Source organism: Erwinia sp. AC075 (assembly GCF_979253995.1).
On record NZ_CEEDEU010000001.1, the window covers coordinates 3,089,154 to 3,115,256 of the forward strand.

Annotated in this window: 26 protein-coding genes and 3 tRNA genes; 7 read left to right on the plus strand and 22 right to left on the minus strand. The window is 50.8% G+C overall.

What is annotated here, in order from left to right; all coding sequences use genetic code 11:
• Window positions 1-58 precede the first annotated feature (58 nt).
• From AC0IXH_RS14585 to AC0IXH_RS14685, 21 genes are all read right to left on the minus strand, one after another.
• Window positions 59-190, minus strand: coding sequence for a hypothetical protein (locus AC0IXH_RS14585; RefSeq protein WP_471720618.1), 132 nt, complete (start codon window positions 188-190; stop codon window positions 59-61).
• Between the two features lie 522 nt (window positions 191-712).
• Window positions 713-1,252, minus strand: a complete 540-nt coding sequence (locus tag AC0IXH_RS14590) for a hypothetical protein (protein ID WP_471720619.1) — start codon at window positions 1,250-1,252, stop codon at window positions 713-715.
• Window positions 1,253-1,311: 59 nt separating this feature from the next.
• Window positions 1,312-1,728: a hypothetical protein gene (locus AC0IXH_RS14595; protein ID WP_471720620.1), complete on the minus strand. Its 417-nt coding sequence runs from the start codon at window positions 1,726-1,728 to the stop codon at window positions 1,312-1,314.
• Between the two features lie 215 nt (window positions 1,729-1,943).
• Window positions 1,944-2,315, minus strand: coding sequence for a hypothetical protein (locus tag AC0IXH_RS14600; protein WP_471720621.1), 372 nt, complete (start codon window positions 2,313-2,315; stop codon window positions 1,944-1,946).
• Window positions 2,316-3,149: 834 nt separating this feature from the next.
• Window positions 3,150-3,563 carry a hypothetical protein gene (locus AC0IXH_RS14605; RefSeq protein WP_471720622.1) on the minus strand — a complete coding sequence of 138 codons (414 nt, stop codon included), beginning with the start codon at window positions 3,561-3,563 and terminating at the stop codon, window positions 3,150-3,152.
• Complete coding sequence (locus AC0IXH_RS14610) at window positions 3,564-4,622, minus strand: hypothetical protein (protein ID WP_471720623.1); 1,059 nt, start codon at window positions 4,620-4,622, stop codon at window positions 3,564-3,566.
• 51 nt (window positions 4,623-4,673) lie between these two features.
• A complete protein-coding gene (locus tag AC0IXH_RS14615; protein WP_151038356.1) occupies window positions 4,674-5,075 on the minus strand; it encodes a lysozyme inhibitor LprI family protein in 402 nt (133 codons plus the stop codon).
• Between the two features lie 12 nt (window positions 5,076-5,087).
• On the minus strand, window positions 5,088-5,957 hold the full coding sequence (locus tag AC0IXH_RS14620) for a peptidoglycan-binding protein (protein WP_151038357.1): 870 nt from the start codon (window positions 5,955-5,957) through the stop codon (window positions 5,088-5,090).
• A 105-nt stretch (window positions 5,958-6,062) separates the two neighbouring features.
• Window positions 6,063-6,545 carry an Hcp family type VI secretion system effector gene (locus tag AC0IXH_RS14625; RefSeq protein WP_151038358.1) on the minus strand — a complete coding sequence of 161 codons (483 nt, stop codon included), beginning with the start codon at window positions 6,543-6,545 and terminating at the stop codon, window positions 6,063-6,065.
• A 595-nt stretch (window positions 6,546-7,140) separates the two neighbouring features.
• Window positions 7,141-8,640, minus strand: a complete 1,500-nt coding sequence (tssC, locus tag AC0IXH_RS14630; RefSeq protein ID WP_151038359.1) for a type VI secretion system contractile sheath large subunit — start codon at window positions 8,638-8,640, stop codon at window positions 7,141-7,143.
• Between the two features lie 3 nt (window positions 8,641-8,643).
• The gene (gene tssB / locus AC0IXH_RS14635) at window positions 8,644-9,171 is read right to left on the minus strand and encodes a type VI secretion system contractile sheath small subunit (RefSeq protein WP_106381763.1); all 528 of its coding nucleotides are present in this window, start codon (window positions 9,169-9,171) and stop codon (window positions 8,644-8,646) included.
• 47 nt (window positions 9,172-9,218) lie between these two features.
• Entirely contained in the window at window positions 9,219-10,235 is a 1,017-nt protein-coding gene (gene tssA, locus AC0IXH_RS14640) for a type VI secretion system protein TssA (protein ID WP_053140538.1), read from the minus strand.
• A 17-nt stretch (window positions 10,236-10,252) separates the two neighbouring features.
• Complete coding sequence (gene tagF / locus AC0IXH_RS14645; RefSeq protein WP_013200617.1) at window positions 10,253-10,963, minus strand: type VI secretion system-associated protein TagF; 711 nt, start codon at window positions 10,961-10,963, stop codon at window positions 10,253-10,255.
• A gap of 21 nt (window positions 10,964-10,984) precedes the next feature.
• Window positions 10,985-14,605: a type VI secretion system membrane subunit TssM gene (gene tssM, locus AC0IXH_RS14650; RefSeq protein ID WP_471720624.1), complete on the minus strand. Its 3,621-nt coding sequence runs from the start codon at window positions 14,603-14,605 to the stop codon at window positions 10,985-10,987.
• 3 nt (window positions 14,606-14,608) lie between these two features.
• Window positions 14,609-15,847 carry a DotU family type VI secretion system protein gene (locus AC0IXH_RS14655; protein WP_013200615.1) on the minus strand — a complete coding sequence of 413 codons (1,239 nt, stop codon included), beginning with the start codon at window positions 15,845-15,847 and terminating at the stop codon, window positions 14,609-14,611.
• A 17-nt stretch (window positions 15,848-15,864) separates the two neighbouring features.
• Window positions 15,865-17,208 carry a type VI secretion system baseplate subunit TssK gene (gene tssK / locus AC0IXH_RS14660; protein ID WP_151038361.1) on the minus strand — a complete coding sequence of 448 codons (1,344 nt, stop codon included), beginning with the start codon at window positions 17,206-17,208 and terminating at the stop codon, window positions 15,865-15,867.
• Window positions 17,209-17,233: 25 nt separating this feature from the next.
• The gene (gene tssJ, locus AC0IXH_RS14665; RefSeq protein WP_013200613.1) at window positions 17,234-17,737 is read right to left on the minus strand and encodes a type VI secretion system lipoprotein TssJ; all 504 of its coding nucleotides are present in this window, start codon (window positions 17,735-17,737) and stop codon (window positions 17,234-17,236) included.
• 24 nt (window positions 17,738-17,761) lie between these two features.
• The gene (locus AC0IXH_RS14670; RefSeq protein WP_167738438.1) at window positions 17,762-18,256 is read right to left on the minus strand and encodes an SH3 domain-containing protein; all 495 of its coding nucleotides are present in this window, start codon (window positions 18,254-18,256) and stop codon (window positions 17,762-17,764) included.
• Window positions 18,257-19,215: 959 nt separating this feature from the next.
• On the minus strand, window positions 19,216-19,896 hold the full coding sequence (yjjG, locus tag AC0IXH_RS14675; protein ID WP_346595503.1) for a pyrimidine 5'-nucleotidase: 681 nt from the start codon (window positions 19,894-19,896) through the stop codon (window positions 19,216-19,218).
• Between the two features lie 14 nt (window positions 19,897-19,910).
• Window positions 19,911-20,351: a ribosomal protein S18-alanine N-acetyltransferase gene (gene rimI, locus AC0IXH_RS14680; RefSeq protein ID WP_041691887.1), complete on the minus strand. Its 441-nt coding sequence runs from the start codon at window positions 20,349-20,351 to the stop codon at window positions 19,911-19,913.
• Entirely contained in the window at window positions 20,314-20,733 is a 420-nt protein-coding gene (locus AC0IXH_RS14685; RefSeq protein ID WP_471720625.1) for a DNA polymerase III subunit psi, read from the minus strand. Before AC0IXH_RS14685 ends, rimI begins: the two co-directional genes overlap by 38 nt.
• Window positions 20,734-20,912: 179 nt before the next feature.
• Here AC0IXH_RS14685 and rsmC point away from each other — a divergent pair, with 179 nt between their 5' ends.
• From rsmC to AC0IXH_RS14705, 4 genes are all read left to right on the plus strand, one after another.
• On the plus strand, window positions 20,913-21,947 hold the full coding sequence (gene rsmC, locus AC0IXH_RS14690; RefSeq protein WP_471720626.1) for a 16S rRNA (guanine(1207)-N(2))-methyltransferase RsmC: 1,035 nt from the start codon (window positions 20,913-20,915) through the stop codon (window positions 21,945-21,947).
• Window positions 21,948-22,133: 186 nt separating this feature from the next.
• Window positions 22,134-22,220 (plus strand) — tRNA-Leu (locus AC0IXH_RS14695).
• A gap of 33 nt (window positions 22,221-22,253) precedes the next feature.
• A tRNA-Leu gene (locus AC0IXH_RS14700) sits at window positions 22,254-22,340 on the plus strand.
• A gap of 38 nt (window positions 22,341-22,378) precedes the next feature.
• Window positions 22,379-22,465: transfer RNA gene (locus tag AC0IXH_RS14705), tRNA-Leu, on the plus strand.
• Window positions 22,466-22,615: 150 nt separating this feature from the next.
• On the opposite strand, the gene AC0IXH_RS14710 is transcribed toward AC0IXH_RS14705, so the two are convergent.
• Window positions 22,616-22,900: a DUF1435 domain-containing protein gene (locus AC0IXH_RS14710; RefSeq protein WP_041691886.1), complete on the minus strand. Its 285-nt coding sequence runs from the start codon at window positions 22,898-22,900 to the stop codon at window positions 22,616-22,618.
• 261 nt (window positions 22,901-23,161) lie between these two features.
• Between AC0IXH_RS14710 and AC0IXH_RS14715 the strand changes: the two genes are divergently transcribed.
• The 3 genes from AC0IXH_RS14715 to AC0IXH_RS14725 all read left to right on the plus strand — a co-directional run bounded on the left by AC0IXH_RS14715 (window position 23,162) and on the right by AC0IXH_RS14725 (window position 26,077).
• On the plus strand, window positions 23,162-24,262 hold the full coding sequence (locus tag AC0IXH_RS14715; RefSeq protein WP_134823382.1) for a GGDEF domain-containing protein: 1,101 nt from the start codon (window positions 23,162-23,164) through the stop codon (window positions 24,260-24,262).
• Window positions 24,263-24,748: 486 nt separating this feature from the next.
• Entirely contained in the window at window positions 24,749-25,537 is a 789-nt protein-coding gene (fhuF, locus tag AC0IXH_RS14720) for a siderophore-iron reductase FhuF (protein ID WP_471720627.1), read from the plus strand.
• A 72-nt stretch (window positions 25,538-25,609) separates the two neighbouring features.
• Window positions 25,610-26,077: a YbaK/EbsC family protein gene (locus AC0IXH_RS14725; protein WP_041692203.1), complete on the plus strand. Its 468-nt coding sequence runs from the start codon at window positions 25,610-25,612 to the stop codon at window positions 26,075-26,077.
• Window positions 26,078-26,103 lie beyond the last annotated feature (26 nt).

The following is a 26,103-nucleotide window of genomic DNA, read 5'->3' on the forward strand; positions in this document are numbered from 1 at the left end:
TTACCATTCATAACTGACTGCATAAATGCCCCCAATCAGCAATAGGGCATTTATTGAATTAAATTTTAAGAGCAGGAGGAAATAACCCGGCATTTGTTGTGAATGAAATAAAAACCCCTAATAAAAAACTAGCTGCAAATGCAATTAATAGTAGTAATTGCTCTGCAACCACAAATTTAATCACATCCATTTAATCACCCTTGAAAATAATCACTGCATTCCATCAACAGACTTTTCACCAACTGTTATTACAGCAATGCGGTCATTAGCAAGCCTAATCGTAAGGAATCTCTTTCAACTCTGTGGTTCTGGCCGCATCGAGTTTTGCAATGCAACTATCGGTAAATACCAGATAGGGGTTTGAGTTCTTATCAGATGTGATGATGACTCTGCGCCCTACCAATAAAGGATCATTCGGAGAAACGCTAATATGGCTGGAAATCTAATCATCAATCCCTACATGCTTAACTTGCCATGCCCCCGCTAAAGGGTCTATGGAAGCAGGATTCGCTTAAGCCTGTGCGCTAAACATGACTGTGATAAGTAAAGTTTCTAGGCATTTCATCGTTTATTCTCATTGCGATAATAAAATCAATAATCATGGTAAAAAAATTAGATAAATTAATTCTTACTGCAAAGTGCCAATATCTTATTTTAAACATCATCAGTTCTCACAAGCTGACTAAACGAAAATCTGATTTGAGATAACCCCTCAATATAATGTCTTATTGAGATAGTTAGCTTTTAATTCAGAGATGGTTTTAGCACCTGAAGAACCCATTTTATCGGTTAATTCTTTGTCTAATTCGAGATCGCGCGTTGAGTTTGCGACCGAGAAAATAAGTGTTTCATCGGCGATTGCATTGGGAGATGAAGCTTCATAGATAACTGCGATTTTAGTGTCAGAATTGTTTGCACTTGAAATAATACCCACAGATTTCGTTTTATTACATTTTTCTGCTTCCCAAGCATCGTAACCGATTGTGGGGATGACGTTAGTAATTACAGGCTTTTCCTTAGACCAACCGACAAAACAAACATTTTCATCCTGCGCATTAAAACCACTCCCCGCAATGAATGTACCCAGAATTTTGCCACCTTTATTCAAAGTAAAGGTCTTCCCATCTGCTGGTGTGCCACCTTCAATGGATTTTTCAGATGACTTTTTGAATAAGTCTTTCTGAAACGCGGCATCACTTGCAGCATGTAGCGATGTCTGAGCCATCACCCCCGTCGGCAGTAGTAACCACATGACCATAACAACTAACCGCATATGTCCTCTCAGATTTATTAAGAGAAAATTGAATATTATTAGTAATTAAAAACAACACTATGAATATATGCCGAGAGTAGTGCCATAGCCAAAAATGCGCTTTGAATTAAATAGTTCCGCCTCCATTCCCACATCCATTTTATTTCACTAGGATTAAATGAAAGCATATATTCATAGCAAGCTTGATCAACAAGCACACCTTTAGTGGCATACATCTTTTTATTTTTTAGCAGCCTGATAAAAAATACTATCTTGAAATAAAAAAACACAAAGCCCAAATTTTCACTTAATTTTGTTATGCTATCAATGAAAAGAGAGCTTCTTTTATAATTATCTAAAAAGAATTTATATTTTGATAAATTTCTACGATATGAAGCATACGAAATAGAAGTCGACACAAAGAAGAGAACAACAAAAAATATAACCACCATGAAATATTTGTGGTCTGCACTCATATAATCCAATCCATTAAATAATCCTTTTACTTCCCGGCCTCATCGTATTCACCTACAATGCACTATTATCGATACGGATGATATCGCCGTACTTGAATACTACCCTGCGGCGACAACGGTTCCAAAAATAAGCATTAAAACTAACCTTCTCATCTTTTAAAATTTACTGAAGCTTCTTTGGGAAGTAAATCGCTTATTAAAAAAAGTTAAAGTAATTACTCTAAAGTTCCACTGTCAGTAGATATTACTTTATCTTTCTCAAAAACATTAACTTTCCACTTATTAGCCTGACCAGCGACAAAATAATAAGTATAGACGCCATTCTTAAATTCATACCCACGAAAATCACAAACTTCTGGACAGTTTACGTTTACCGTCTTTCCTTTTAATGAAATTCCTTTTCCCGCTTTTTTACTTTTTGATTCAAGCGTGACATCATCACATGAGACATTTCCTTCAGAACAATGCTCAGTAATCTTGGCTGTGTATTTACTTCCAGTAAAAACAACTGTTGAATCAGCATGAGAGAGATTTGACCATCCCAGAGTGACAGATAAAAAGATTAATAATATAGTTAAATTTTTCATAACTCCCTCATATAAAATTTAATTATTGAACACGCATTGTTTATTTCAATTGTGTTATTAACATAGCCAGCCTTAAGGAATCTATTTCAACTCTTTATTCCTGGCTTAACAGGTTTCGCAAGATAACCTCGGTAATTACCGCATAAGGGGTGGAATTCCCATCTGCAATATGATTATACAACTTACACCACTCCCTGAAATGTTAGCTAACTTCGCTCCAGCCCAGCAATGAAAATAAATTATTTAAAAGGCTCTTCCAAAAAAACTTTCTAAATCGCTAATTAATTCATAACAAATCATTAATAATAGTTAACAAAAAAAATTAAAATAGCAAAGAAAATAGCAATCAGGGTATATATGCATCTATAGAACTTGTGTAATTTCAAAATCCAATCAATTCTATCTTCAGGCAAGCACTGGATAAATTCATATGCCTCTTTCTGAACTAACTTGTTTTTGGCGTGGTACATTTTCACACCTTTATGAAGTCTAACAAAATATATAATCTTCTGGTAAACCAATAAAACACCAAAACCAGTTGAGAATCGAGTTACCGAGTCCAGATCAAAACCATTTCCATTAAATTCATCGAGAATTGAATTGTATTTTTTTTCATTTTTTTTGAACATTAAAGCTGCAAAAGCCATCATGAATAATATTAAAAAGAAAAGGAATATAATTAATACAATAATGAAGTTTTCCAAATTCATAATTTTTTACATCAAATACTTTTCACAAAAAAATGAGTGAATCGCTTTTAAAGTCATCTTTTTATTTAGACAGCCGACTTAAAAATCATCAAAAAAAAACCTAAACAGTACGATATAAATCAGACTAGACCATTAGGTAATCACTGGTACAAGTAAGAATAATTAACAGTATTGCAATGAAACACTGGACTTTGAAAATATTATAATAACTTTTTATCCAGCCATAGTCCCCATTTGTTTTTCTAATTAATAGATTAGTTGCACCGGCATCAAAAAGGCGATTCTTTTTCGATTTAAATACTTTACCGCGAAATATCATCTTCAATATGGAAACTCTGAATCCAAAGCCTAAAAAGCCCAGATTTTTGTATAGAGATTCATCTTCATAACTCATATAACCAGCATCAATTAAGCATGAATATAAAAAATCCACCTTATCATTATTTTTTTTATAAAAAACGTATAGATATATCAAACTACCTGCAAACGAAACTGATAGCATTAATTCCCCTATAACAACAAGTTTAATTAGTTCCATTCAGTCACCCTTGAATAATATATAATTCACACCATCACCAACTTTACCACCAATTTTTTCTCCAACGGTGCCTCCCGCATAGCTTCCACCAGCAGCAGATACTACACCACAAACTATACCGCCAATACCATAAGTAGCAGCCCCAATTGCTAAACATAAAGGTGCTGTGGCCGCACTTGCTGCTATACCACCCCCGACACCACCTAAAGTACTACCGGTGAATGAGCTGTATTCTTTTATAGCAGTTTTTGAGCATTCTTTCTCTCGTCCAGTATAACAGGCATCAAATACTGTATTAGAGGTATTAAGAAATGAAAATCCTAAGGCGACCCATCCCCCAGCTTTCATAAATTTTGCAGACTTAGCAGCTCTCTCGATATAATTGGAATAACCTTTGATAGCTCCTACTCCAGCCGTTTCCCAATGGTGCATTATTGAACGACTTGACAATCCGAGAGAAGACTTCAGGCTTTCATATTTCGGCATACTCAAAGAGAGTCTGGATACTTTATTTAAGAGAGGCTTTAGCTCAGAAAAGAGCACCCTTCTCTCTGCAAAAAACTGCTGACTAATCAGGGTGCCTTGTGTTCTGAACTGATTTTGATAACTAGCCTCAATCCTTTTGAGTATTCCTTCAATCTTTGTAAAGTAACGTTCTCCAGTGTCCGAAACAAGACCAGTTAATGTATCACCATAAGATGTCAGCACTGCAATATTTGCGTAATTCTGGTGTATTAATTTGGCTGTAGACATATTAGCGGTGGCCAATGAACTATCAACTTTCCTTTTAGCTTCTTGCATTTTGGAAATTTGATGATTTTGGTTATTATTATTGGGATCGGCAATAATCAGCATCTGGCCTGGCTTAACCCATTGAGTATTGCCGTTTAACTGCATAAAGAGTTTTGCTGCATCGTGGTTTCTTCCCTGAAATATCTCCTGCGCCTGAGAGGCCAACGTTCCTGGATTTTGAACAATACAAAATCCAGGTTGAATTTGCGAATTTTTCCGGTTGTCCATTTTCACCTTCCATTTAGCATCTTCATTTGACCATTTCACACAGTAGCTCTGCTGAAATGGTCATTAAAAATCACTCATCCTTTATCAACATCAATCGTAAGGAATTTCTTTTAATTGCTTCGTTCTTTCTTCATCCATCTTCGCGATGCAATTATTGGTAAATACCGTGTAAGGATTGCTATTTTTATCAGCGACGTGAGCAAATAGCTTACACTGATTATCTCTGTATTTAAGCCAACCACGTTGAGCTTCTAAGAAGACAGGAAGATAATCCTTTTTTACTGCAGGTTCAGAAGCAAATACTTCATCAATACGTTTTTTAGCTTCTGCGTATTCGTTGTTCAGATCTTTTTCTGCGACAGAACGATTGTTTTGGGCACAGAGAAAGACATCTGGATCACTTGTTTTTTTCGAGCAATCTTCCATGGCATGAGTCGACGCACTCAGTGCCAAAAGACCAAATGCAGCACCTATTAAAAATTTATTCTTCATATCTTCCTCAAATCACCTGTTTTTTCTCAGATAGTTCGCTCTTTGACGACCACCTTCATAGCTTTGTGCCTGAGCGTTGGTTTCAATAAAATTGATCAACGTATCATAATCGTTCGTCATGCAGGCTTTCATCGTTCTTTCAAACCCCATCCCCTGGTAGACGAAATCGACTGCAATTTCTCTAATTGGCGCCTTAAGCAACTCCCAACTTGTTCTCTCAGGGAAGCTGGCCGTTTTGCTCAAATAGACACTTTTCGCACTTGAAACATACCTAGGGTAGATGAGTTCAAATAACCGTGCTTGGGCTTCTCTGGATATCACACCACATTCGTTTCTGTGATGCTTTACAAACTGCTCTGCCGTCCCGCCCGTCATTTTCTTTCCGTGAGACATTAACTCAGCCTGGTCAGCCGGAACGCCACACCGCGTCAGATCCAGGTAAATAGATTCCTGCGTCCTGCCACCCATATCGTATCCACGCCCGATAGTCACTCCGGATGCCCCTCTGGGCCAATGTAGATGGCGGCTAAAGTATATGTTGTGCGGATTATCATTACCTTCGGCATTGAATGTTACCTGCCCGGCATTCACAGTCAATCGCCCGGTGTTGAGATGTCGATTCTCCTGGGGAGCACCAGAGGGCGATCCCTGGCTATTCCCTGCCACTAATTTTCTAAAGGTCCGGCCATTAGCATCTACAACACCATCAGGCTGACGAAGAAACTTAGCTTGATAACTCTTTATCGCATCCAGGGTTTTCGGGCCAAAGGCACCATCGTCACGAAGATTAGGGTAACCATTTTTTTGTAGCAATTTTTGAATTATTTTTACGTCAGCCGGGTTATTTTTCGCCCCCTGACCAACAGAACCAGAGATAGCCATATAAATCTCCTTATCACTCTTTGAAAACAGTCTAGTGTCCCACCAGAGGCCTATCTGTTATTGCAAAGAGAAAGCAATTCCCACCAGGGAATTGCTTCATTTAAATTATGCTTCTTTGTTTTCTTTGATGTTCCAGCCAGCGCTACTTTCTGCGCCTTTACCGCCTGAAGAACTCTGTTCCCAATATTGCTGCTTCACTTTAGAAGCCTGGAAACCGTAGGTCATACCGACTGTATCACCGTTATCACTACCATTATATTGAACCGAAGTGACTAATACGTCTTCCAACGTCACACGACTATATTCAACCTGCGTTCCACCCGCTTTGCAGATAGATAATTCAACTTTAGCCAGGTGTTTACCGCTTGCACAATTCTTCAGCAACGCAGTGGTAGACTTGTCGATCAATGCCTCAACATGCAGATCGTTGAAGTTCACTTTACCGGCACCGCCGCCGCCGCCCACAGACATATTGCCTGGCTGTGAAGCGCCCCAGGAGAAAGAAGTAATATCGGTCCAACCGGTGTGGTTTGAATCTTTTGATTCGCCAGTCACACCGTCAACTTTCATAAACATATCAATAGCCATGATTATCTACTCTTCATTAGTTAAAATTTGCTTTAGATAAAGCACTGATATGGCAAACAGGAAAGCATGGGGCTGAATAAAACAGTCCATATTTTACCTCTGCCTCGCTTCTGAATATCGCTACATGGGATTATCCAGAAATATAGTTACCCGCCACCCGGCGGTATAACTATTGTTGTGCCTTAAGTAACGTCAACTTTACTTAAGGCATAAAAACTGCTCAAACCTAATTAAAAATATTGAACGAATCACTTAAGCTCTGTCAGGTAATAGACAACGGATATATTCATGCGCTACATTACCCGGAATACATTGCATAATCATAATCGAAAAAGGATCAACAATTGAAAAGGATCATCTCAATCATTTTTATTTCCCTGTTATCGATCGTATCAATATATTCAATTTTAGATATTCTCTCTTCGTTCTATCTGGTCATAAGATATGAGCATTTATCTGTGTCATTTTTGGGTCTTATGCTGGGCGAAATTGTGTTCACCACGCTTTGCTTAACGGCTATTTGGTTAATAGTTAAAGCAAGAAACCAAAAGAACAGATGAAATTTTGCGGAGTAAATCATTACTCCGCATAGCCATTACGCATCGTTAGATTTCAAAGAAGGCAGTTTTGATACCAGACGCAGCGACACGGTCAGGCCTTCCAGCTGGTAGTGCGGGCGCAGGAAGAACTTGGCGGCGTAGTAGCCTGGGTTGTCTTCGATCTCTTCAACCTGCACTTCTGCAGATGCCAGCGGCTTGCGGGATTTGGTTTCCTGCGAAGAGTTAGCCGGATCGCCATCGACGTAGTTCATCACCCAGTCGTTCAGCCAGCGTTCCATCTCGTCACGCTCGCGGAAGGATCCGATCTTGTCACGCACGATGCACTTCAGGTAATGCGCGAAGCGGCAGCAGGCGAACAGGTACGGCAGGCGTGATGCCAGACGGGCATTCGCGGTGGCATCGGCATCGTGGTATTCCGCAGGCTTCTGCAAAGACTGTGCACCGATAAAGGCGGCAAAGTCGGAGTTCTTGCGGTGAACCAGCGGCATAAAGCCGTTTTTCGCCAGCTCGGCTTCGCGACGGTCGCTGATAGCGATTTCGGTCGGGCACTTCATGTCCACGCCGCCGTCATCGCTTGGGAAGGTGTGGCATGGCAGATTTTCTACCGAACCGCCTGACTCCACGCCACGGATTGAGGTGCACCAGCCGTACTCTTTGAAGGAGCGGTTGATGTTAGCCGCCATCGCATAGGCAGCGTTGGTCCAGGTGTAATTGCTGTGGTTCGCACCGTCGGTCTGCTCTTCGAAGTCGAAGCTGTCCACCGGGTTGGTGCGAATACCGTACGGCAGACGCGACAGGAAGCGTGGCATCACCAGGCCAAGATAACGGGCATCTTCCGATTCACGCAGGCTTCGCCAGGCGGCATATTCGCTGTTCTGGAAGATTTTGGTCAGGTCGCGTGGGTTCGCCAGCTCCTGCCAGGATTCCATCTGCATCACGCCCGGCGCAGTCCCGGTGATGAACGGACAGTGTGACGCCGCGCCAATGCGCGCCATTTCGCTCAGCAGCTCAACGTCCTGCGGGCTGTGGTCGAAGTAGTAATCGCCGACCAGGCAACCGAACGGCTCGCCACCGAACTGGCCATACTCTTCTTCGTACACCTTCTTGAAGATCGGGCTCTGGTCCCAGCCGACGCCTTTATAACGCTTCAGCGTGCGGCCCAGTTCCTGCTTGGAGATGCTCATAAAGCGGATTTTCAGCATCTCGTCGGTTTCGGTGTTGTTCACCAGGTAGCTCAGGCCACGCCACGCCCCTTCCAGCTTCTGGAAGTCTTCGTGGTGGATGATCTGGTTTACCTGCTGAGACAGCTTCTCGTCGATCTCCGCGATCAGCGCCTGAATCGTGCGGTAGGCATCGGTGGAAACGGTGACGGTATTTTCCAGCGCCTGCTGCGCCAGCGTTTTCACCGCGCTTTCCACGGCGGCACGCGCAGAGTCGGTCTTAGGACGGAACTCTTTATTCAGCAGCGCGCTGAATTCGTCCTGACTGTAAGCCTGCTGTTCCTGCAGTTCCGTCTGTTGTGAAGGATTGCTCATCGGTTATTCCTCCCCACTTTTAGCGGCTTCATCCTGCTTCGGCAGGTGGCTCAGTGATTTCAGCAGCGTAGGATCCTGCAGAATTTTGGAGATCAGCTCTTCCGCGCCGTTTTTGCCGTCCATATAGGTCAGCAGGTTGGAAAGCTGAGTGCGTGCATCCAGCAGCTGATTCAGCGGCTCAACGTTACGCGCCACCGCATCCGGCGAGAAATCTTCCATGCTGTTGAAAGTCAGATCGATGTTCAGACGCCCTTCGCCGGTCAAGGTGTTGTCCGCCTGGAACGCCACGCGAGGTTTCAGCGCCTTCATGCGTTCGTCGAAGTTGTCGATATCGATTTCAAGGAACTTGCGCTCGTCTACGGCCGGCAGGCCTTCGACCGATTTACCGACCAGGTCGGACATCACGCCCATCACAAACGGCAGTTCAATTTTGCGTTCCGCGCCATAGATCTCCACGTCGTATTCGATCTGCACGCGTGGCGCACGGTTACGGGCGATAAATTTCTGCCCACTGGATTTACTTGGTGCCATGGGGTTCTCCATTGGTATTCGCGGTAAAACGTGAATGAACGCGCAACTCAGTTATCGCGGCGTCCGAAGATATTTTCCAGCTGATGCACGCCGTCTGGCGCCAAATCACGGATGATGTCCATAAAGTCGAGCGCGATCATCCGCTGTACGCGGTCGATCATCAGCGGAGCCGGATGGCTTGGCTCGTGCTGCACAAAGTACTGCTTCACTTTCTCCAGCATCAGCTGGGCATCAGAACGCGAGCCAGGCTGAATCGTCCGCCAGTCCATATCGGCACGCGCCGGTCTGGCGGCTGGCGATGCCTGCGGGACTTCATCACTCGCTGGCGTTAGGCCGGGGATCAGGCTCGCCAGATCGGTAACTTCACAGGCCTGCGCGACGGTGTTCACCGTTTTTTGCAGCTGCTCCATCTCCGGCACGCCGGTTTCGCCAAGGTGTTCCACCAGCGTTTGACGAATTGTTTGTAACCGCTCACTTATGCTCAGGATGGCTTCCACGCCGGGTTGACCCGCGCGCGCCAGCTCATCTGTCAGCCGTGCGAGGCCGCCAGGATACTCCGGGCATTCGGTTTTGCTGCCGTCCAGTAGTGCGCAGGCATCGCGCAGCGAAATCTCATCTGAGGCGCTGCGAATCAACGGGGCCTGACGGGCTGCGGTAGTGAGTGCTGACTTATCGCTTAATGCCGCCAGCGCATTGACGCGATAAAACGGATCGCGCTCACCGTCCTCTTCCAGCACCGGCCAGAGCGGCTCCCAGTAACGCAGCAAAGACTGCTTGATCAGCTCCAGACCGTTGGCGTAACCCGGCAGCCCTTTCAGCTGCGTCCAGGCGCGGGTCAATGCCAGCATCACGCGGAGATCTTTGGTGCGGCTCAGCAGGTCGCTGGCCAGCCGCTCGACTTTGTTCCAGTCCGCAGGCTCGGCAGGAATGATGGTGCTGCCAAATTGCTGCTCGGCTTTGCCCGCGCAGGCCTGCTCCATCGCCATGTAATCGGCGTCGTATTCCAGATTCTCGCCGCAGGGCTTGTCAGCGCTTATCGGCTCAAGTAGCGCATCGATATTCATAGGATTTCCTTGCGTTATTACTCAAACATCGGCGGATAAAGACCGTGGCGACCGGGTTTGGCGCCGGCTGCCGGGTCAAACAGCATCGAGAACAGCTGACCGGTAAAGTTGCCGCTGTGCACGTGGGTATAAAGCGGATAGCCATCGGTCTGATTGGTCCACCAGAAGCTGGTGTAGTGCTGCGGATCGAAGCAGTCCGAGACCTGCCGCCAGCTCAGCGTGCAGGGCCGATCGGCATAGCCAATCACGTCCAGAATGTCGGAGCGTGACTCTGCGGCAGGCAGCACCGGTGCGGGAATCGACAGCAACGCCTGGTCCAGCTGCTCAGCGCTGTACGCGTTGCGCACCGCGTTCAGCAGCGTGCGCCCCACCTGCTGATACCATTCTCCTGCCAGCGCCAGCTGCGGTTGCGTCCAGCTCTGCGGGGAAAAGGTCAGCAAGGCGCAGACCGGATACTGTCGGCCCACGTTGTCACGCGCGGGCAGCAGGCAGCCCATCTGCACCAGCTGACTGCCCAGCATCGGAGGCACCACAAAATTCCACACCGGCGCGGCGCTGAACGATCGGTCTCCGTCGGCGCGTTGATCTTCATTTTGCTGCCAGTTCAGCAAGCCCACCTGGAACCAGTGGGTCCATTGCTGCCAGAGCGTTTCGGGAAAACGGCGCTTAAGAAAGTCACCGGCACTGGGCAATTTCCCGTACCAGCCAATCGCAGGAGTCTGGTTCATTATCAAATCCTTGCCTTGCGGTTAGGGGCATGAGAACCCGGGAAGCTGAAACGGATTACGGATACTGTTTGGCGTGAACTCCAGCGTCACCCGATGACCATTGACGTTAAAGGCCGCCTGACGGCTGAGGCTGCTGCTGCCGCGCGAGAGTTCGGCGCGGTCAAAGAAGCGATTCAGTGCCCATGCGCCGTTGGTGACCAGCGTGGCGGTGGTGCCATCCGCCAGCCCCAGCTGCATACGCACCTGGTTGGTGCCGCCGGGGCCCGGCCAGTTCATCAGCTGGACCGCCTGCGGCCCGTGGCTGTAACGCAGCAGCTGTCCATCCACATCCAGCGTTAAGGTCAGGATGTTGTTATCCATCTGCACGGTGCGGACGGTGACGCGGAAAGAAGGCGTGGTCGCGCCATTGGCAAAGAAGGCATCACGAATGCTTTGCGCCTGCTGGAACGGGCGCAGCACGCTTTCGCCGCCTGGCAAGGTCTTGCCGTCGATGCCCGGCGTAAAGCGCCAGCTCGACTGCGTGGTATCGACCTTGTTGGCGAGATTGTCGCGGAAGAAGCTGTCCATCAAACCAGTGCCCGGTGCAAACATCCGCGCCAGATCGTCAGGCGTTACTTCAGAACGGCCACTGCGGGAGAGCGGATAGCGCCCGGCAATCGCCTGACGGCAGAAGCTGCCCACTTCGACATTGATCCGCTTGCGCACGTTATCCAGATCGCGACGCTGGGTATCACTGCTGGCACCCACCGCCATGCTGGTGAACATGTTTTGCAGTGAGCCAGGCAGGCGACCGGCGCTGGCCTGCAGACGACTGATTGAATCGCTGGCTGGCGGCGGCATACCGCTGTTGGCGGCATCCTGCACCGCGGTCAGGTAGCGATAGAGGTCGTCGATTTGCTTAAGGAAATCATCGAAGGCGATGGTTTTACCGCCTTTCTCCAGCGGCTGAGCCAGTTCAATCACCGGTGCGAAGTGAGCGGTTACTGACTGCTCCGGCGTTTGCTGCTGCTGGCTGGCGGCGGTGCTGGCCTGGCGTGAGCGGAACAGCGCGCTCAGCGTGCTGCTGGCGCTGCTCTCCTGCTTGTCCTCGCCGGCCTTCGCCGTATCCTCTTCCGGGGCCGCTTTCTCCAGCACCAGATAGTGGCTGAGGTTAATCACCAGTTTGCGCAGCGGCGAATTGCTGCTGGAAAGCAGACGCGCCGCGTTGATGCGTTGCGATAAATCCGCGCTGTTGTTCAGCTGGATGTCCTGCAGTAAGCCATCCCACTGACGCATGTAATCGGCCATATAGAGCTGGCGAACGGCCAGATCGGTTTGATCCTTTGTCTCGCCCTGCACCTGTCCGCCCAGCACCCACTGGTCATCGTCATGCAAAGCCGCCGTGACGCTGTCGATGTTTTTGTCGAAGCTGTTCCAGTAACCGTCTGGGGTAAACAGCCCCGGAATGCCTTCACCAATCGACTTGCCGCTTTTACGTGAGAAGACCAGTTCGCTTTGTGGACCCCCGAGTGAAGCCAGCGATACCGACTTCAGTGCATCATCCCTTTCCAGCAGGCGCTTGAGGCGTCCATAGACCCGCTGCGACAGCGGCATCTGATTAATCAGCGCCTGCTCGCGCTTTACCAGCGCATCATCCCGCGCATACGGCGACGCCTGAATTTGCGTCTCCAACAGCTGCATCAGATGCCAGTCGAGCTGCTTAATCTGTTGCTGGGTGATGTTCTGCGGCTGGTTGCGCTGAATATTCAGCATCAGCCAGGCGTGCAGGAATTTGCCGTCGTAATGCTTTGGCTGGTACAGCATCTGATAGGCTTTCAGCGCTTCGTAGCTGTAATCCGCATCACTGCCGTTGTCATTACGCAGCCAGGTGGTGATTAGCTGAGCCACCTGCGGCATCAGCAGCTGCTTCAGGGATTTCTGGTACAGTGACAACGTCGCATCACTGACTTCCACACCGCGATACAGCCCCATCCGGCGGGTGATTGGCGGATCGTTCAGATCGAAGTCCTCACTCTCCGGCAGATGCAATACGCCATTGAGGAACGGCAGCAGCGCATACAGGTCAGTCAGGTCATTGGCCTGCAGGTTCTGGCTGAGCTTCACCACCTGCGGCACTTTCGCCTGCACTTCCTGCAAATAGGCTTTGTTATTGTTGTAACTGGTGATCCACAGCACGCCGGCGACGATCAGCGCAGCCGCCAGCAGCACATAGCCGGACCACAGAACGGCACGATTGCGCAGCTCCCACCAGCGGTTACTGCCCGCCAGCCCGGCTTCCTGGAAAATGACGTTTTGCAGCAGGTCTTTCAGGAAGTAGCTTTGCCCTTTGTTGGCCGGGATCGGCGCGGCTTTATCCACCTGATCCCACGCTTTGCTGTTGCCGCCCTCTTCCTGCGGCAGATTCAGCGCGCGGTTCAGTTCGCCCATCACCCGGTCAAACGGCAGACCTTCCTGAGTGCCGCTGGCAAAGTAGATGCCGCGTGGCGAGAACTGCGTTTCAAAATTGGAGCGGCTGAAGACGGTTTCCAGATAGTCATTCAGCAGCGGGCGCAGCGCCGCAAACTCCTGCGGGAACAGGTAGCTTTCGGCCCGGGCTTTGCCGTCGCTTTCCTGTAACAGCGTGTCCGGCAGACCGGCATCCAGCCGCTGTTGCAGCAGAGCATATTCCTGGGTAAAGGCGCTTAACAGATCGAAATCGGCCAGCTTCGAGCGTTCCCACGGGAAGGTGAAGCCCCAGACCTGATCGCGCTGCGCCTTATCAAAACGGGCAAAGTACGAACGGAAGCCTTTCAGTAAATCCGTTTTGGTGACCATCACGTACACCGGGAAACGGATACCCAGCTGCTCATGCAGTTCCATCAGACGCTGTCGCAGCGAAAGCGCCTGCTGACGCGACGCTTCAGCCGATTGCGTTAACAAATCGGAGACGCTGATGGTGACAATCACGCCGTTGATCGGCTGGCGACCGCGATATTTCCGCAGCAGTCCAACAAAGTTACCCCACTCGCTGGCATCCTGTTGCTGTTCGCTTTCCTGGGTGGTGTAGCGTCCGGCGGTATCCAGCAGCACCGCCTGATTGGTGAACCACCAGTCGCAGTTGCGGGTGCCGCCAATGCCGCGCAGCGCCGCTTTACCAAAGCGGTCGGCCAGCGGGAACTTCAGCCCCGAGTTGACCAGCGCGGTGGTTTTGCCCGCGCCCGGTGCGCCGATAATCACGTACCACGGCAGTTGATACAGATACTGACGGCTGAAGCGCTGGGTCCAGCGCTTATTGCCCGCGCCGCTGAAGTGGGCCTTTTTCAGCATCTCGGCGGCTTCGGTAAAGCGCTCGGACAGCACGCGGTCTTCACTGGTCAGACGCTTGTTGTCAGCGCTGCCCTCTTCGCCCGGCGTGGTTTTCAGGCTGCCCATCAGCTTGCGGTTCAGCCAGGCGTTATACAGGCGCGGCACCAGATTGCTCAGTCCCCACGCCACGTACAGCAGCCCGATACTGATCTGGCGGTTCACTTCCGGCTCCAGCGGGCGGGAATCCGCAATCGAGAACACCGGCCCAATCACCCAGATGATAAAGGAGAGCGCGGTGATGCCGATAAAACCCCACATCAGACGGCTGGTCATGATGGAAAATAGAATATTCAGCATCCGTTAATTTCCTTGCTGCAAACCGTTAACTTCCGCGCGGGTGTTCTGCGGCGAAACTAACAGCGTGATGTCCACCCGGCGATTGCGGGCGCGATTTTCGGCGGTGGTATTCGGCACCAGAGGATTGCTCTCTCCGCGCCCTTCCGCTTTCACGCGTTGCGGCTGTGACAGATGTTGTTGCAGGCGCTCCTGCACGGACTGTGCCCTGGCCAGCGAAAGCTCATAGTTAGAGGCGAAGCGCGCACTGCGGATCGGCACGTTATCGCTGTAGCCAATCACCAGAATGCGGCCATTTACGTTGTTCATCGCCTGAGCGATACGATCCAGCACCTCTTCATAACGCCCGCGAACCGAGGTGGACGCCGAGGTAAACAGACCGTCGCCTTTCAACGTGACCACGCTTTGGTCGGCTTCATCTTTTACCGCAACCAGGCCCTGTTCGATTTCAGGACGCAGGAACGCCTTAAGGTTCAATGCCGCTGGCGGCGGCGGTGCCGGATTATGAATGGTGATTTCCGGTAACGGCGTCTGGTAGACCGCAGCCAGCACCGGCGAGGTGACATCGCCCAGCCGCCAGTTCAGCAGGATATAGAACAGACAGGCGAGGAAGCCGACCAGCGCCGTGCAGGCCCACAAAGGCACCACCGGCCGCCACAATTTGCGCGTGACCGGATGATCTTCAGGATGCGGTGAAAGCGGCGGCGCATAACCACCGCGCACGGAGTGGATCATCTGCAGCAGGCGCTGTTTGATGGTTTCCAGCTGGGAACGGCCGTTATCCAGCACGCGGTAGCGCCCTTCAAAGCCCAGTTGCAGACAGTAGTTGATCAGCTCCAGCAGAACGATTTGTTCACGCGGATTCTGTGAAAGTTTGGCCAGCAGCTGGAAGAACTTCTCGCCGCCCCAGGTTTCATTGTGGAAGGTGACCAGCAATCCCTGCCCGGGCCAGACGCCGCGACTGCCCCAGGGCGTGAGCGCAGCGGCTTCATCCAGTGCGGTACATAAGCAGTAGCGCGCGCCAATAATCACTTCATAAGCCAGCCCGGCACGCTGGCAGTTCATCTCGAACTGGCGCATTTCGTCGATCAATCGCTGGCGTAACGCGGCCGGATCGGCATGGCTGACCGAATGGCGGATTTGCGGAATCGAATTTAATAACCCGTTCGCCGCGGCCACCAGAGGATTGTTATTGCTGGCACCCGAGAACACATCGCCCTGGGCAAAAGCCTGTTGTTGCTGCATGTTGCTCGCTCCCTGCGTCAGACTGAGTGGTTACGGATAGCCCAGAATTCCATCTTCAGACCGGGGAAATCCCCCGCCAGATGGAGCGCGAAGGTGCCGGATTTTTCCATCTCCTGCCACAGCTCACTGCCCTTCTCCAGTTCGAAGTAGCTGTAACCGGTGTGCCAGGGAATTTGCGGCGGCGCGACGGGCAACGGCCGCAGCACCATGCCTGGCAGCTGTAGCTGCACCAGATCGCGAATTTTGGTCACCGGCGCAATCTTCATCTGCGCCGGGAAGTGCGTTTGCAGCGCCTCGCCGGGCACATTGGCGCGCACCGCCAGCACAAAGCCGAACTCACGGACCATGGAGGTTTCGGTCACGGTAGCCACGTTCAGACCGTGCGATCGTTCGGTCAGCATCAGTTGAACGGCGTTCTCTTCCATCACCTGCGACAGCCCCTGACGCAGCATCAGCATCAGTTTGCCGAAGCAAAAGGCCAGATCGTCATGGTCATAGGTCGGCAGTTCGCTGTCCGGGAAGCGCTGAGGCGTGTAGGTGGCCAGTTCCGTCGCAAAGGCCAGCCAGGTGGAAAACAGCTGTTCAGGATGCAGCAGCGGCAGATCTTTCAGATGGCTGACGTGGCCAACGTGGTGGTTAACCAGCGCCAGCAGCATAAAGTCGACCATATCGGCCGAATTAAAGCGGCCAGGCTGTTGCAGACGCTGGCCGATTTCCTGACTGCGTTGCTGTAACAGCCCATGCATGCCGCTGAGATACTCATACAGCTTGCTGTGCGCGACGCAGTTAAGCATCGGCGGAATGAAGTTTTCATCCAGCCGAACCTGATTGTCACTGCGCTTCTCGGTGATGCGCAACGTGGCCATCGCCGTCCATTCCGCTGACAGCTCGCTTTCCAGCATCAACCGCAGACGAAGCTTGCCGAACTGCACGGCAGCGCCGCCCACCGACAGCGCATTGAAGTCATCCACTTCCTGTTCAAAGGTGACATAACGCGCCAGCGAATCCGCCGACTCGCTGAAGATCACCTCTTCACGGCCATTACGGCGGGCAGGCAGGGCCAGCACCACCAACTCATTGCCGTGATTATCCGGGATAGCCAGTGGCGGCGGCCCGTTACGCGCATCGCGGAAAGAGAAAAAGGTGCCGTCAGGCAGCAATCCACTGGCGGAGCTGAGGGCAACTTTCCCCTGCCGCAACATCGCTTCGTCGATTTCATAATCTAAAAAGCCCCAGAGATAAGGCCGCTGGGTCAGTCCCCAGTTACGAAGCGCGCTTTGTTGATAGCTCTCTGCTTGCTGGAAATGGTGTGGACGCAGGAACATGCCCTCGGTCCAGACCACTTTTTCTGCTTTATTCATAATGGCTTCCGTTGTCAGGCAATGCTCACGGTTTCACGGTGCGCAGACCGCTGATGTCAGCAATGATGTCGGCTTTCAGTTCGTCAGAAGACCCCTGCCAGAATGCGTAGGAATGGTCATTGGGCACCGGCAGCGGCAATGAGATACGCCATTTTTTGCCATCCAGAGACTGATACTCCGCGAGGATCCCGATATATCGCGCCTCTGAAGTGGTTTGCCCCTGGAGGACTTTATTCAGCTGACCTGGCATCAGGAAAAACTGCTCGCTGGTGATCAGGTTGTTGCCCAGCAGAGCGGGCGCGCTGTTTTGCAACGAATAGAAGTCGGCAGACATGAAATCCGCATCCGACTTCATTAACAGCACCCTGATCTTGAGCGGAGCGCCGTCATTGATTTGCGGATGCGCCTGGAAAACCAGGTTGTAGTGAGCAGGATTGCTGTGTGTAGACGAACCACAGCCAGCAACAAGGCTGACTGCTATCAGAAATAGCGCCTGAAGACTCAGGCGCAAAAATGAATGTCTTTTCATAGTCAGGCGGCCATTAACCCGTTATCAGTCGATGATCCAGGTGCCGCTGTTGCTGTTCTGGCACGCTTTACTGTCACCCGCGGCAACGCAGGTTTTTTTGCTCGCGGCGCGCACACGCTTACGGCGGGAGTCGGCTTTGACGGTTTTGTCGTAAAGATCGCTCTTCACCACGGCACGCAGCGGAACGTAGCCAATCAGCTGCTCCTGTCCCTGCTCGGCAATGGCGAACCAGTTGTTTTCGACCGAGCCCAGCACGGTATAAGGCTTGCCGTTCTCCAGATTGCTCACCAGCTTGCCGCCGAAGTCAGGACGGTTCATCACCGACGCGTCATACAGCGCGCGGTACTCTTCATTCACCGGCGTGAACGACGTTGGCGGCTGAACGGCGTGACGGTAAGTCAGCTTCACACCATCGACAGTGCTGGAAACAATCGTGTCATCCGTCATTGCTGGCGGTGGCGCTTTACAACCTGCAACGGTCAGGACAAAGAGCAGACTCAGTGCAATTCGAATTTTCACCATGATCCTCATGAAGTTTTTTTTGGAATGAAAGGCGTACGACAACTCAGAAATACGCGTGTACAGAATAGAGAGGGTGTCTGGGCCAGCAGGAAGCGGACCGTAACGACAAGCAGGGAGAGCGAGGCAGGCAAATGAAGCACGGCTTAACTGGACCAGTCATTAAAACAGGTCAACATTTATCCGTTTCACTTTATAGCCGAAAGCACGCTTCACAGCTTAGTAACGCAGATTATTCACATGAGTAACATTGAAACGAGATAGAGGGCTTGATTAGCAGGTTAATAGTGTAGCAACAGGATCGATTCAGCCGACCATATCGCTCACTTAACGAACAAAAATGGGGTTAAACTCCGTTTACCCTACAAGCCCTTTCCAAATATCCTACATAAAGAAGTGAATAATACTGTAGTGAATTACTCCACTCTTCTTACGCAAAGTCCCTATACTCATTACTTGTTTCAATAACATTTCACTTTAATTACCTGTTATATATAGATTAAAAAACAGGCCTACTACCATAGCTACCGCACGAGCTGATGCAAACGCAAAACGCCCGTGACATTGGTTACAGTTTATTGTGAAATTTTCGGCAAGTTTACAGAGTCCAATCGATTATTCAACGCTACGCAGACGCTGCCACTAACGTAAGAAAATCTAATGTTACAAAATTAAGGAAAATTCTGCATATTCAGGCGAAAAAACCCAGGACATTTCCAGGAGTTCGCTCAATATTTGGCTTTATTAAAACAATATGGAATATAAATATTATTTTCAATAACCAAATATCATAAAGTAAAATTATCGAATGGCACTAATTTTTAGGATTTTATCGGGTGGGATTTTTGAGACGGGGGTCTACAGGTTTTTATATCTAAAAATGGGGTTATTTAGCTGAATGCCAGCGATTTGTGCTGGCATTCAGAGAGTGAGGGTGTTTTTGACCAAAAATATCAAACTTAAGTATTTAGAATCACTTCCAGTTCCTGTAGCGTTTTTACCTGCCAGCCAGGCTGGATGCCTTCAGGACGTGGACGATTGTCGGCGTTGAGCCAGCAGGTCGCCAGACCGGCATTAATGCCGCCGAGAATATCCGAATCCGGGTTATCGCCAACCATCATCACCCGCTCACGCGGAGGATTGCCCATCTGATCCAGCGCGTAATCAAAGATGGCCGGATGCGGTTTAGCGTGGCCAACCTGCTCCGAGATCACCAACAGGTCGAAATAGCCGAGGAACCCCGTCCGTTCAAGCCGTGCCTGCTGCAATGCCGTAAAGCCGTTGGTGATGATGCCCATCTTCACCTTGCCTTTAAGCGAGTTAAGCAGGTTTACCGCGCCGGCCAACGGCACGCACAGCTCGGCCATCGCAGCTAAGAAGCCGTCGTTAAGGTCCAGCGGCGTCACCTGCAGCTTCGCGGCCCAGCCTTCAAAGCGCTGATGCTGCAGCTGCAAGGCACTGATGGCGCCATTCTGATAATCAACCCACAGCGGCTTGTTAATCGCCTGATAATCATCGTAATCGGCCGTAGAAAAGGCCACGTCATACTGCTGAAAAAGACGCTGTAAACCGGCAAACGCATCGAAGTGAAACAGCGTATCGTCAGCGTCAAATAAGATCCAATCCCAGTCTTTAAGCATCTTTCAGTCGGTCCTTATAACGTCAGCGCCATAATAATGGCATCTTCTTTGCCGTCCGCCGTTGGGTAGTAATTACGGCGCACCGACACTTCGTTGAAATCCAGCTGCTCATAGAGCGCAATCGCTGGACGGTTTGAGGCGCGCACTTCCAGCCATAACGTCTGGATGCCGCGTGATTCGAGTTCGACGATCACATGCTCCAGCAGTTCCCGGCCAATGCCCTGGCGCTGAAAAGCGGGATCCACCGCCAGGTTAAACAGCGTGGCTTCATCAAGCACCACCTGAGTAATGGCAAATCCCGCCATCTGCTCACCGACGGTCAGCTGATAGTTCAGGTAACGTTCGCCCTGATTGCTGGAGAAGGTTTTTTCTGTCCAGGGAAAAGCATGACTGCGCTGCTCAATGGCAAAAGCGGTCTCAAGATCGTGCGGGGTCAGTAAAGAAATCTGATTCATAGTGGGAGATCTGCTGCCACAGCGCGCGTTTGGCACCGGCATTATGATAGAGCTCCGCAAGAACAGGCGAAGCGATCTGTGAACCGTCAGGCACGGCGGCGGGTTCTACACCCAGACACCAGCTCGCACAACGGGTATCGTCTGGCAGCATCGCCAGTTGTTCCGGGTTCAGCACCACCACCTCCTGCTCGCGCATCAGCATCGCGCGGAGCACATCGCTAATCAGCGGATCCGAGAGCAGAGGCGGTACTTCCGCCACAATCAGCAGGCGAGTCTGTTCCGGCAGTGACACCGCAACCTCACCCTGTAAGGCACGCGGACGCCGCAGCGTATACTGCGTTATGCCCATTTGCTGTAATAACCAGTCACGTCTGGAGGACATCTTTATTCCTGTCTGGTCGCCCGATTGCGTCGCTATGCTAGCAAACCCATCGGTTCTGCGCCAACAAAGCCACCCTTCGCACGCCGGCTGACAGCACAAAACAACGGAATGCGGCGGGCAGTGCTGCAACTCTGGCTAATTTGGGTATAATCGCCGCTCTGATTCGTAAGGAGCCACCGATGTCTGCATTTAGCCCGGCCAGTGAAGTGATACTGCGCCACAGTGATGAATTTACTCAACGCCGCGTACTGTTTGCTGGCGATCTGCAGGATGACCTGCCCGCCCAACTGGACACCGTTTTGAGTCGGGTGCATACCCAACAATATCATCACTGGCAGATCCTGAGCCGCACGCTGGAAGACTACGCGCGCTACGGCCTGGTGGCGACAGCCGACGACGTTGCAGAGTGCGACACGCTGATCTACTTCTGGCCGAAGAACAAACCGGAAGCGCTGTTCCAGCTGGAAAACCTGCTGTCGCTGCTGCCGGTGGGCACCGATCTGTTCGTGGTCGGCGAAAACCGCAGCGGCGTTCGCAGTGCAGAACAGATGCTGGAGCCGTGGGCAAAAATGAACAAAATCGACAGCGCGCGTCGCTGTGGTTTGTATCATGGCAGCCTGGATGTTCAGCCGACCTTTGATGTTGAGCAGTACTGGGACGAATATCCGCTCGGCCCTCTGACCATCAAAACCCTGCCAGGCGTGTTCAGCCGTGACGGTCTGGATGCCGGCAGCAACCTGCTGCTCTCCACGCTGAAACCGCATATGAAAGGCAAAGTGCTGGATATGGGCTGTGGCGCCGGTGTGCTCTCCGCCATGCTCGCCAGCTTCTCGCCGAAAGTTCGCCTGTTTATGACTGACGTAAATGCAGCGGCAATTGAAGCCAGTAAAGCGACGCTGGCAGCGAACGATCTGGAAGGTGAAGTGTTTGCCAGTAACGTCTACTCCGACGTCAACGGGCGTTACGACATAATTATCTCCAACCCGCCGTTCCACGATGGCATGCAAACCAGCCTGGACGCAGCGCAGACGCTGATCCGCGGTGCGGTGAAGCACCTGAACATGGGCGGCGAGTTGCGCATCGTGGCCAACGCCTTCCTGCCTTATCCGCAGATTCTGGATGAGACCTTTGGCAGCCATGAAGTGCTGTTACAAAATGGCCGTTTTAAGGTTTACCGTGCCGTGTTGCAGCGCGCGGCGAAAGCCAAGCGTTAATCCGTAAAGCGGCGATTATTTCGCCGCTTTTTGCTTAGCAAGTGCCTGATTCGCCAACCTGACCGTGATAACGTCGCTTTTTACAGCGTTCATTGGGAAGGTGGCTAAATAACTGTTGACGTAGACTGGAAAATCTCTAGAATGCGCCTCCGTGGTTGCAATACAGTTTACCTGTGTTGATGGTATGCGAAGGTGGCGGAATTGGTAGACGCGCTAGCTTCAGGTGTTAGTGTCCTAACGGACGTGAGGGTTCAAGTCCCTCTCTTCGCACCATAAATCACGTTGTTCATATTACGCAGCATTCGAGCGATGGTGGCGGAATTGGTAGACGCGCTAGCTTCAGGTGTTAGTGTTCTTACGGACGTGAGGGTTCAAGTCCCTCCCTTCGCACCAATGCGGTGATATGAATAAAAAGTTAAGTTCAACAGAATGCGAAGGTGGCGGAATTGGTAGACGCGCTAGCTTCAGGTGTTAGTGTTCTTACGGACGTGAGGGTTCAAGTCCCTCTCTTCGCACCACGTTGAAACTGGCTCACTGCTTTTCCCTGCATCATCTCCCCGATTATCTCTGCACGGCCTTTCTCTGAATCACTTTCTGTTTTCACGTTGCATTCCGTTTTTCATCGGTTCGATCCGCTATTCCTTTGCGACTCAGCGTCCCCTGCTCTGTTAAAGCATGCCGAAATTAACGGATATGGCCGCCATGCCGCCCGCCAGTGCCAGGCAGGAAGGTAACAGCAGGTAATGACGCAGACGTTTGTGATAGAGCATCGCCACGGTGGCCAACAGCGCAATCACCATGATCACCCGCCATTCGCTGAATGACAGTTTCATCAGGGCGATAAGTGGCATCACTGCACAGGGCAGCAAAACACCCCAGGCGCTATCGAGTTTTTTTCCGAACATCCAGCTTACCCCCCAAAGTCCACATGCGGTGACCAGTGCTATCAGCATTGTCGTACCCACACCTTTTCAAATGATAATGATTACCAATAGCATATAAGAATATTTATCACTTTGCAGCATAATTTACCGTGCCGCTGTTGAAACTTTGCCCGCGCTGATGACACTCAGAATGTTAAGTGGTAAATTGGCCAGGTTCACTATTAAGAAATTCCAAATAATAACAGAAAGAAACTATTCCACGCGCGAATGTAGTCCGCCAATTTAGGTTAATGGTGCGGGTTTATTCATTGCAGTCACGAGTAGAAAATAATGAAATTACAAAGCTATGATGAATTGCTTAACAGCAAGCATCGGCTGTCGCTGATGCTCTTTCTCTTTTTAAACACAGCAACGTCTTTATTTTGTTTATGTAGCACTAAAGGGAAACTGGGACAGGTTCAGTTTTCAATTCCCACGGTTGCCATCGCACTATTTTGTGCGGTGATAATCGCGTGGATGCTTTTAAAGCCGTCAGGGAAATTTCCGATATTAAATCTGGTCGCGGTAATTACCGGTTTGCTGTGGACGTGGCAAATTTACGATAAGTACGAAACGGTATTTTATTTCGACGGCAGCTTTTTAGTAATCAGTCTGATTAGCGTGTTTTTTATCAGTGCCATCGCGCTGGGCGACCATCTGCTGGCATTTTGCCTGCATACGGCTCCGCCTTCCGTCGCGGTGTTGGTGCTGGACCACGGGCAGAACACGCTGCTGATCCTGTTTACCATTGCGCTGCCGCTGATTGGCTTTACCTTGCACCACCTGATGCAGCGCCGCCGGGACAACTTTACCCTGCGCCTGATGCGGCAGCTGTATGAAGAGAAAGAGACCTACAGCGACCTCAGCATGCTCGATCCGTTGACCGGGCTGTACAATCGCCGTGGGCTGAAAAACCGGCTGGAGAACATCCTCGAGAACCACGCGGGCAGCCACTTCGTGCTGCTGCTGGATATCGATAACTTCAAGGCCTACAACGACAACTACGGCCATGCGATGGGCGATCAGGCGCTGGCGCGCGTCTCGGTGGCGATACGGGATGCGGTGCGTTCAAGGGACATTGTGACCCGCTATGGCGGCGAAGAGTTTCTGGTGCTGCTGACCAACGTCAATGAGTCGATTGCCCGCAAACTGTCGGAGCGCATCCGCCAGTACGTGCTGAATCTGGAGATCCCGCATCTGTTTAATGACCGGGTCGCCACGCACGTCACCATCAGCGCCGGGTTTGCGCCCTTAATCGAAGAAGATTTCGATGCGGCGCTGGCCAATGCCGACCGCGCACTTTATCTGGCAAAAGGCCGTGGACGTAATACGATCCTCTCCTTTGAAGACATAACGAAAAGTCCGCTTACCCACCCCGCAGATGCAATGTGATATTTTTAACTGGCCCGGACGCCCGGGCCAATACGTTGAATTAATTTATCGCTCTCCTTAATACAAATCCCAGACCTGACGGGTATATCTGGCATAATGACCTGCGCTTTTATTCCCTATTCATTAAGCCGATGAATGAAAAATTGTTGTTAATAAAAAATGGCAATAATGCATTCTATGGCGGAGGTGATAACAGAAAATAACCCAGCCATTGTTATTCCCTATAATTGGAATTAACTCTACAATGCCGGGAAACGTCCCGGTTATGGAATAAGCTGCTATAAAGCCGTCAATAACGCCTGCCTGTTAATCTACAGCGTAATCCCTGCTGTTATTATGGCCAATGCGATCAAAATTCAGCCAGGTTGCTTATCAATTGCCTTCCAGACCCGGCGCACAATTTGCTGCTTGTTTGTGCGTATGGCCTCAGATAGAATCAAGAACGATTATCATTTGTTTTTGTATTCGGTTTACGCTGGAAATCCCATGGCCACCATCGTCCGTCAGGCAGTTGAGTATGGTTCACATCCGCTGATCTTTTTGCAGAGCAATCGTTCGCTGGCGTCTTCGCTGCGCGCCTTGTTCAGTGAACACCGTGCTTATTTCCTGGATAGCGTGAAGCTGGGGGAAGAAGCGCCCGCCAGCAGCATGACGCTGGACCGCTGGTCGACACCGGAGAATTTCGCCCGCCTTAACGCGCAGTACGCTGACTATATCTACCGTGAGCAGGGCGAGATGGAACGCGAAAACAAGCCGCTGCAGTCGCTCTGGGCGCAGTGGTATTTCGGCCTGGTGCTGCCGCCGATGATGATGGCACTGCTGATTGAAAACCGCCCGCTGGACTGCTCACCCGAGCATTGCCACGTTGAGTTCCATGAAACCGGCCGCCCGGCAACCTTCTGGTTTGACGTGCGCGAAGATGAAGAAGCCCGTTTCCTTAGCCCACAACGTCGTATGGATCGCCTGATCCAACAGCATCTGATCCCGGCGGTGCGCGCCATTGAGCAGCACGGTGATATCAACGGCAAGCTTATCTGGAGCAACACCGGCTTCGCCGTGCACTGGTTCCTCGGTGAACTGGCCCCTCTGCTGGGCAAATCCCTGCACGCCGAACTCGAACACGCCTTCTTCTTCAGCAAAACCCTGCTGGACGGTTCCGACAACCCTTTCTATCGCACCATGCTCCCGCGTGACGGTGAAATGCAGCGACGTACCTGCTGCCAGCGCTATCGCCTGCCGGAAGTTGAGCGCTGCGGAAACTGCACGCTAAGCTAAATTAACGCCTTCCCGTTTACAGTCAGTCTGCTCTGTGGCAACTTTATGCGCTTCGTTATGTGGGAGAAAAGCATGAGCCTGGAGTCTGTACGGCAGTTCTTTGCCGAGCGCGCCCCTGATATTGGCATTATCGAGTTGGCCGAGAGCACGGCAACGGTCGCTCTGGCGGCACGGGCACACCATGTGGAGCCTGGCCAGATTGCCAAAACCCTGTCGCTGAAGGTGAAAGATCGGGTGGTATTAATTGTGACTCGCGGCGATGCCCGCCTGGATAACCGTAAGCTGAAAGCGACGCTGGGTGCCAAAGCGCGCATGCTCAGCACTGATGAAGTGGTGAACTGGACCGGTCATCCGGTCGGCGGCGTCTGCCCGTTCGGACTGGAAACCCCTTTACAGATCCTGTGCGATATCTCGCTGAAGCGTTATGAAGAAGTGCTGCCTGCAGCCGGATCGATTAACAGCGCCGTGCGTATTTCGCCCGAGATGCTGGCGCAACTGACCGACGCCAAATGGGTCGACGTCTGCGAGATCCCTGCCTGACGGCAACAAAAAAGGGCGGCTTTGAG

Coding starts and splice junctions, on each gene's coding strand:
- tssJ (WP_013200613.1), bottom strand. CDS start 17,737: ATGAAAAGACATTCATTTTTGCGCCTGAGTCTTCAGGCGCTATTTCTG.
- tssM (WP_471720624.1), bottom strand. CDS start 14,605: ATGCTGAATATTCTATTTTCCATCATGACCAGCCGTCTGATGTGGGGT.
- AC0IXH_RS14605 (WP_471720622.1), bottom strand. CDS start 3,563: ATGGAACTAATTAAACTTGTTGTTATAGGGGAATTAATGCTATCAGTT.
- tssC (WP_151038359.1), bottom strand. CDS start 8,640: ATGAGCAATCCTTCACAACAGACGGAACTGCAGGAACAGCAGGCTTAC.
- tssB (WP_106381763.1), bottom strand. CDS start 9,171: ATGGCACCAAGTAAATCCAGTGGGCAGAAATTTATCGCCCGTAACCGT.
- AC0IXH_RS14600 (WP_471720621.1), bottom strand. CDS start 2,315: ATGAAAAATTTAACTATATTATTAATCTTTTTATCTGTCACTCTGGGA.
- AC0IXH_RS14710 (WP_041691886.1), bottom strand. CDS start 22,900: ATGCTGATAGCACTGGTCACCGCATGTGGACTTTGGGGGGTAAGCTGG.
- AC0IXH_RS14625 (WP_151038358.1), bottom strand. CDS start 6,545: ATGGCTATTGATATGTTTATGAAAGTTGACGGTGTGACTGGCGAATCA.
- AC0IXH_RS14725 (WP_041692203.1), top strand. CDS start 25,610: ATGAGCCTGGAGTCTGTACGGCAGTTCTTTGCCGAGCGCGCCCCTGAT.
- AC0IXH_RS14620 (WP_151038357.1), bottom strand. CDS start 5,957: ATGGCTATCTCTGGTTCTGTTGGTCAGGGGGCGAAAAATAACCCGGCT.
- rimI (WP_041691887.1), bottom strand. CDS start 20,351: ATGAATCAGATTTCTTTACTGACCCCGCACGATCTTGAGACCGCTTTT.
- tagF (WP_013200617.1), bottom strand. CDS start 10,963: ATGAACCAGACTCCTGCGATTGGCTGGTACGGGAAATTGCCCAGTGCC.
- AC0IXH_RS14655 (WP_013200615.1), bottom strand. CDS start 15,847: ATGCAGCAACAACAGGCTTTTGCCCAGGGCGATGTGTTCTCGGGTGCC.
- fhuF (WP_471720627.1), top strand. CDS start 24,749: ATGGCCACCATCGTCCGTCAGGCAGTTGAGTATGGTTCACATCCGCTG.
- AC0IXH_RS14685 (WP_471720625.1), bottom strand. CDS start 20,733: ATGTCCTCCAGACGTGACTGGTTATTACAGCAAATGGGCATAACGCAG.
- AC0IXH_RS14715 (WP_134823382.1), top strand. CDS start 23,162: ATGAAATTACAAAGCTATGATGAATTGCTTAACAGCAAGCATCGGCTG.
- AC0IXH_RS14590 (WP_471720619.1), bottom strand. CDS start 1,252: ATGTGGTTACTACTGCCGACGGGGGTGATGGCTCAGACATCGCTACAT.
- tssA (WP_053140538.1), bottom strand. CDS start 10,235: ATGAATATCGATGCGCTACTTGAGCCGATAAGCGCTGACAAGCCCTGC.
- rsmC (WP_471720626.1), top strand. CDS start 20,913: ATGTCTGCATTTAGCCCGGCCAGTGAAGTGATACTGCGCCACAGTGAT.
- AC0IXH_RS14595 (WP_471720620.1), bottom strand. CDS start 1,728: ATGAGTGCAGACCACAAATATTTCATGGTGGTTATATTTTTTGTTGTT.
- AC0IXH_RS14615 (WP_151038356.1), bottom strand. CDS start 5,075: ATGAAGAATAAATTTTTAATAGGTGCTGCATTTGGTCTTTTGGCACTG.
- yjjG (WP_346595503.1), bottom strand. CDS start 19,896: ATGCTTAAAGACTGGGATTGGATCTTATTTGACGCTGACGATACGCTG.
- AC0IXH_RS14585 (WP_471720618.1), bottom strand. CDS start 190: ATGGATGTGATTAAATTTGTGGTTGCAGAGCAATTACTACTATTAATT.
- tssK (WP_151038361.1), bottom strand. CDS start 17,208: ATGAATAAAGCAGAAAAAGTGGTCTGGACCGAGGGCATGTTCCTGCGT.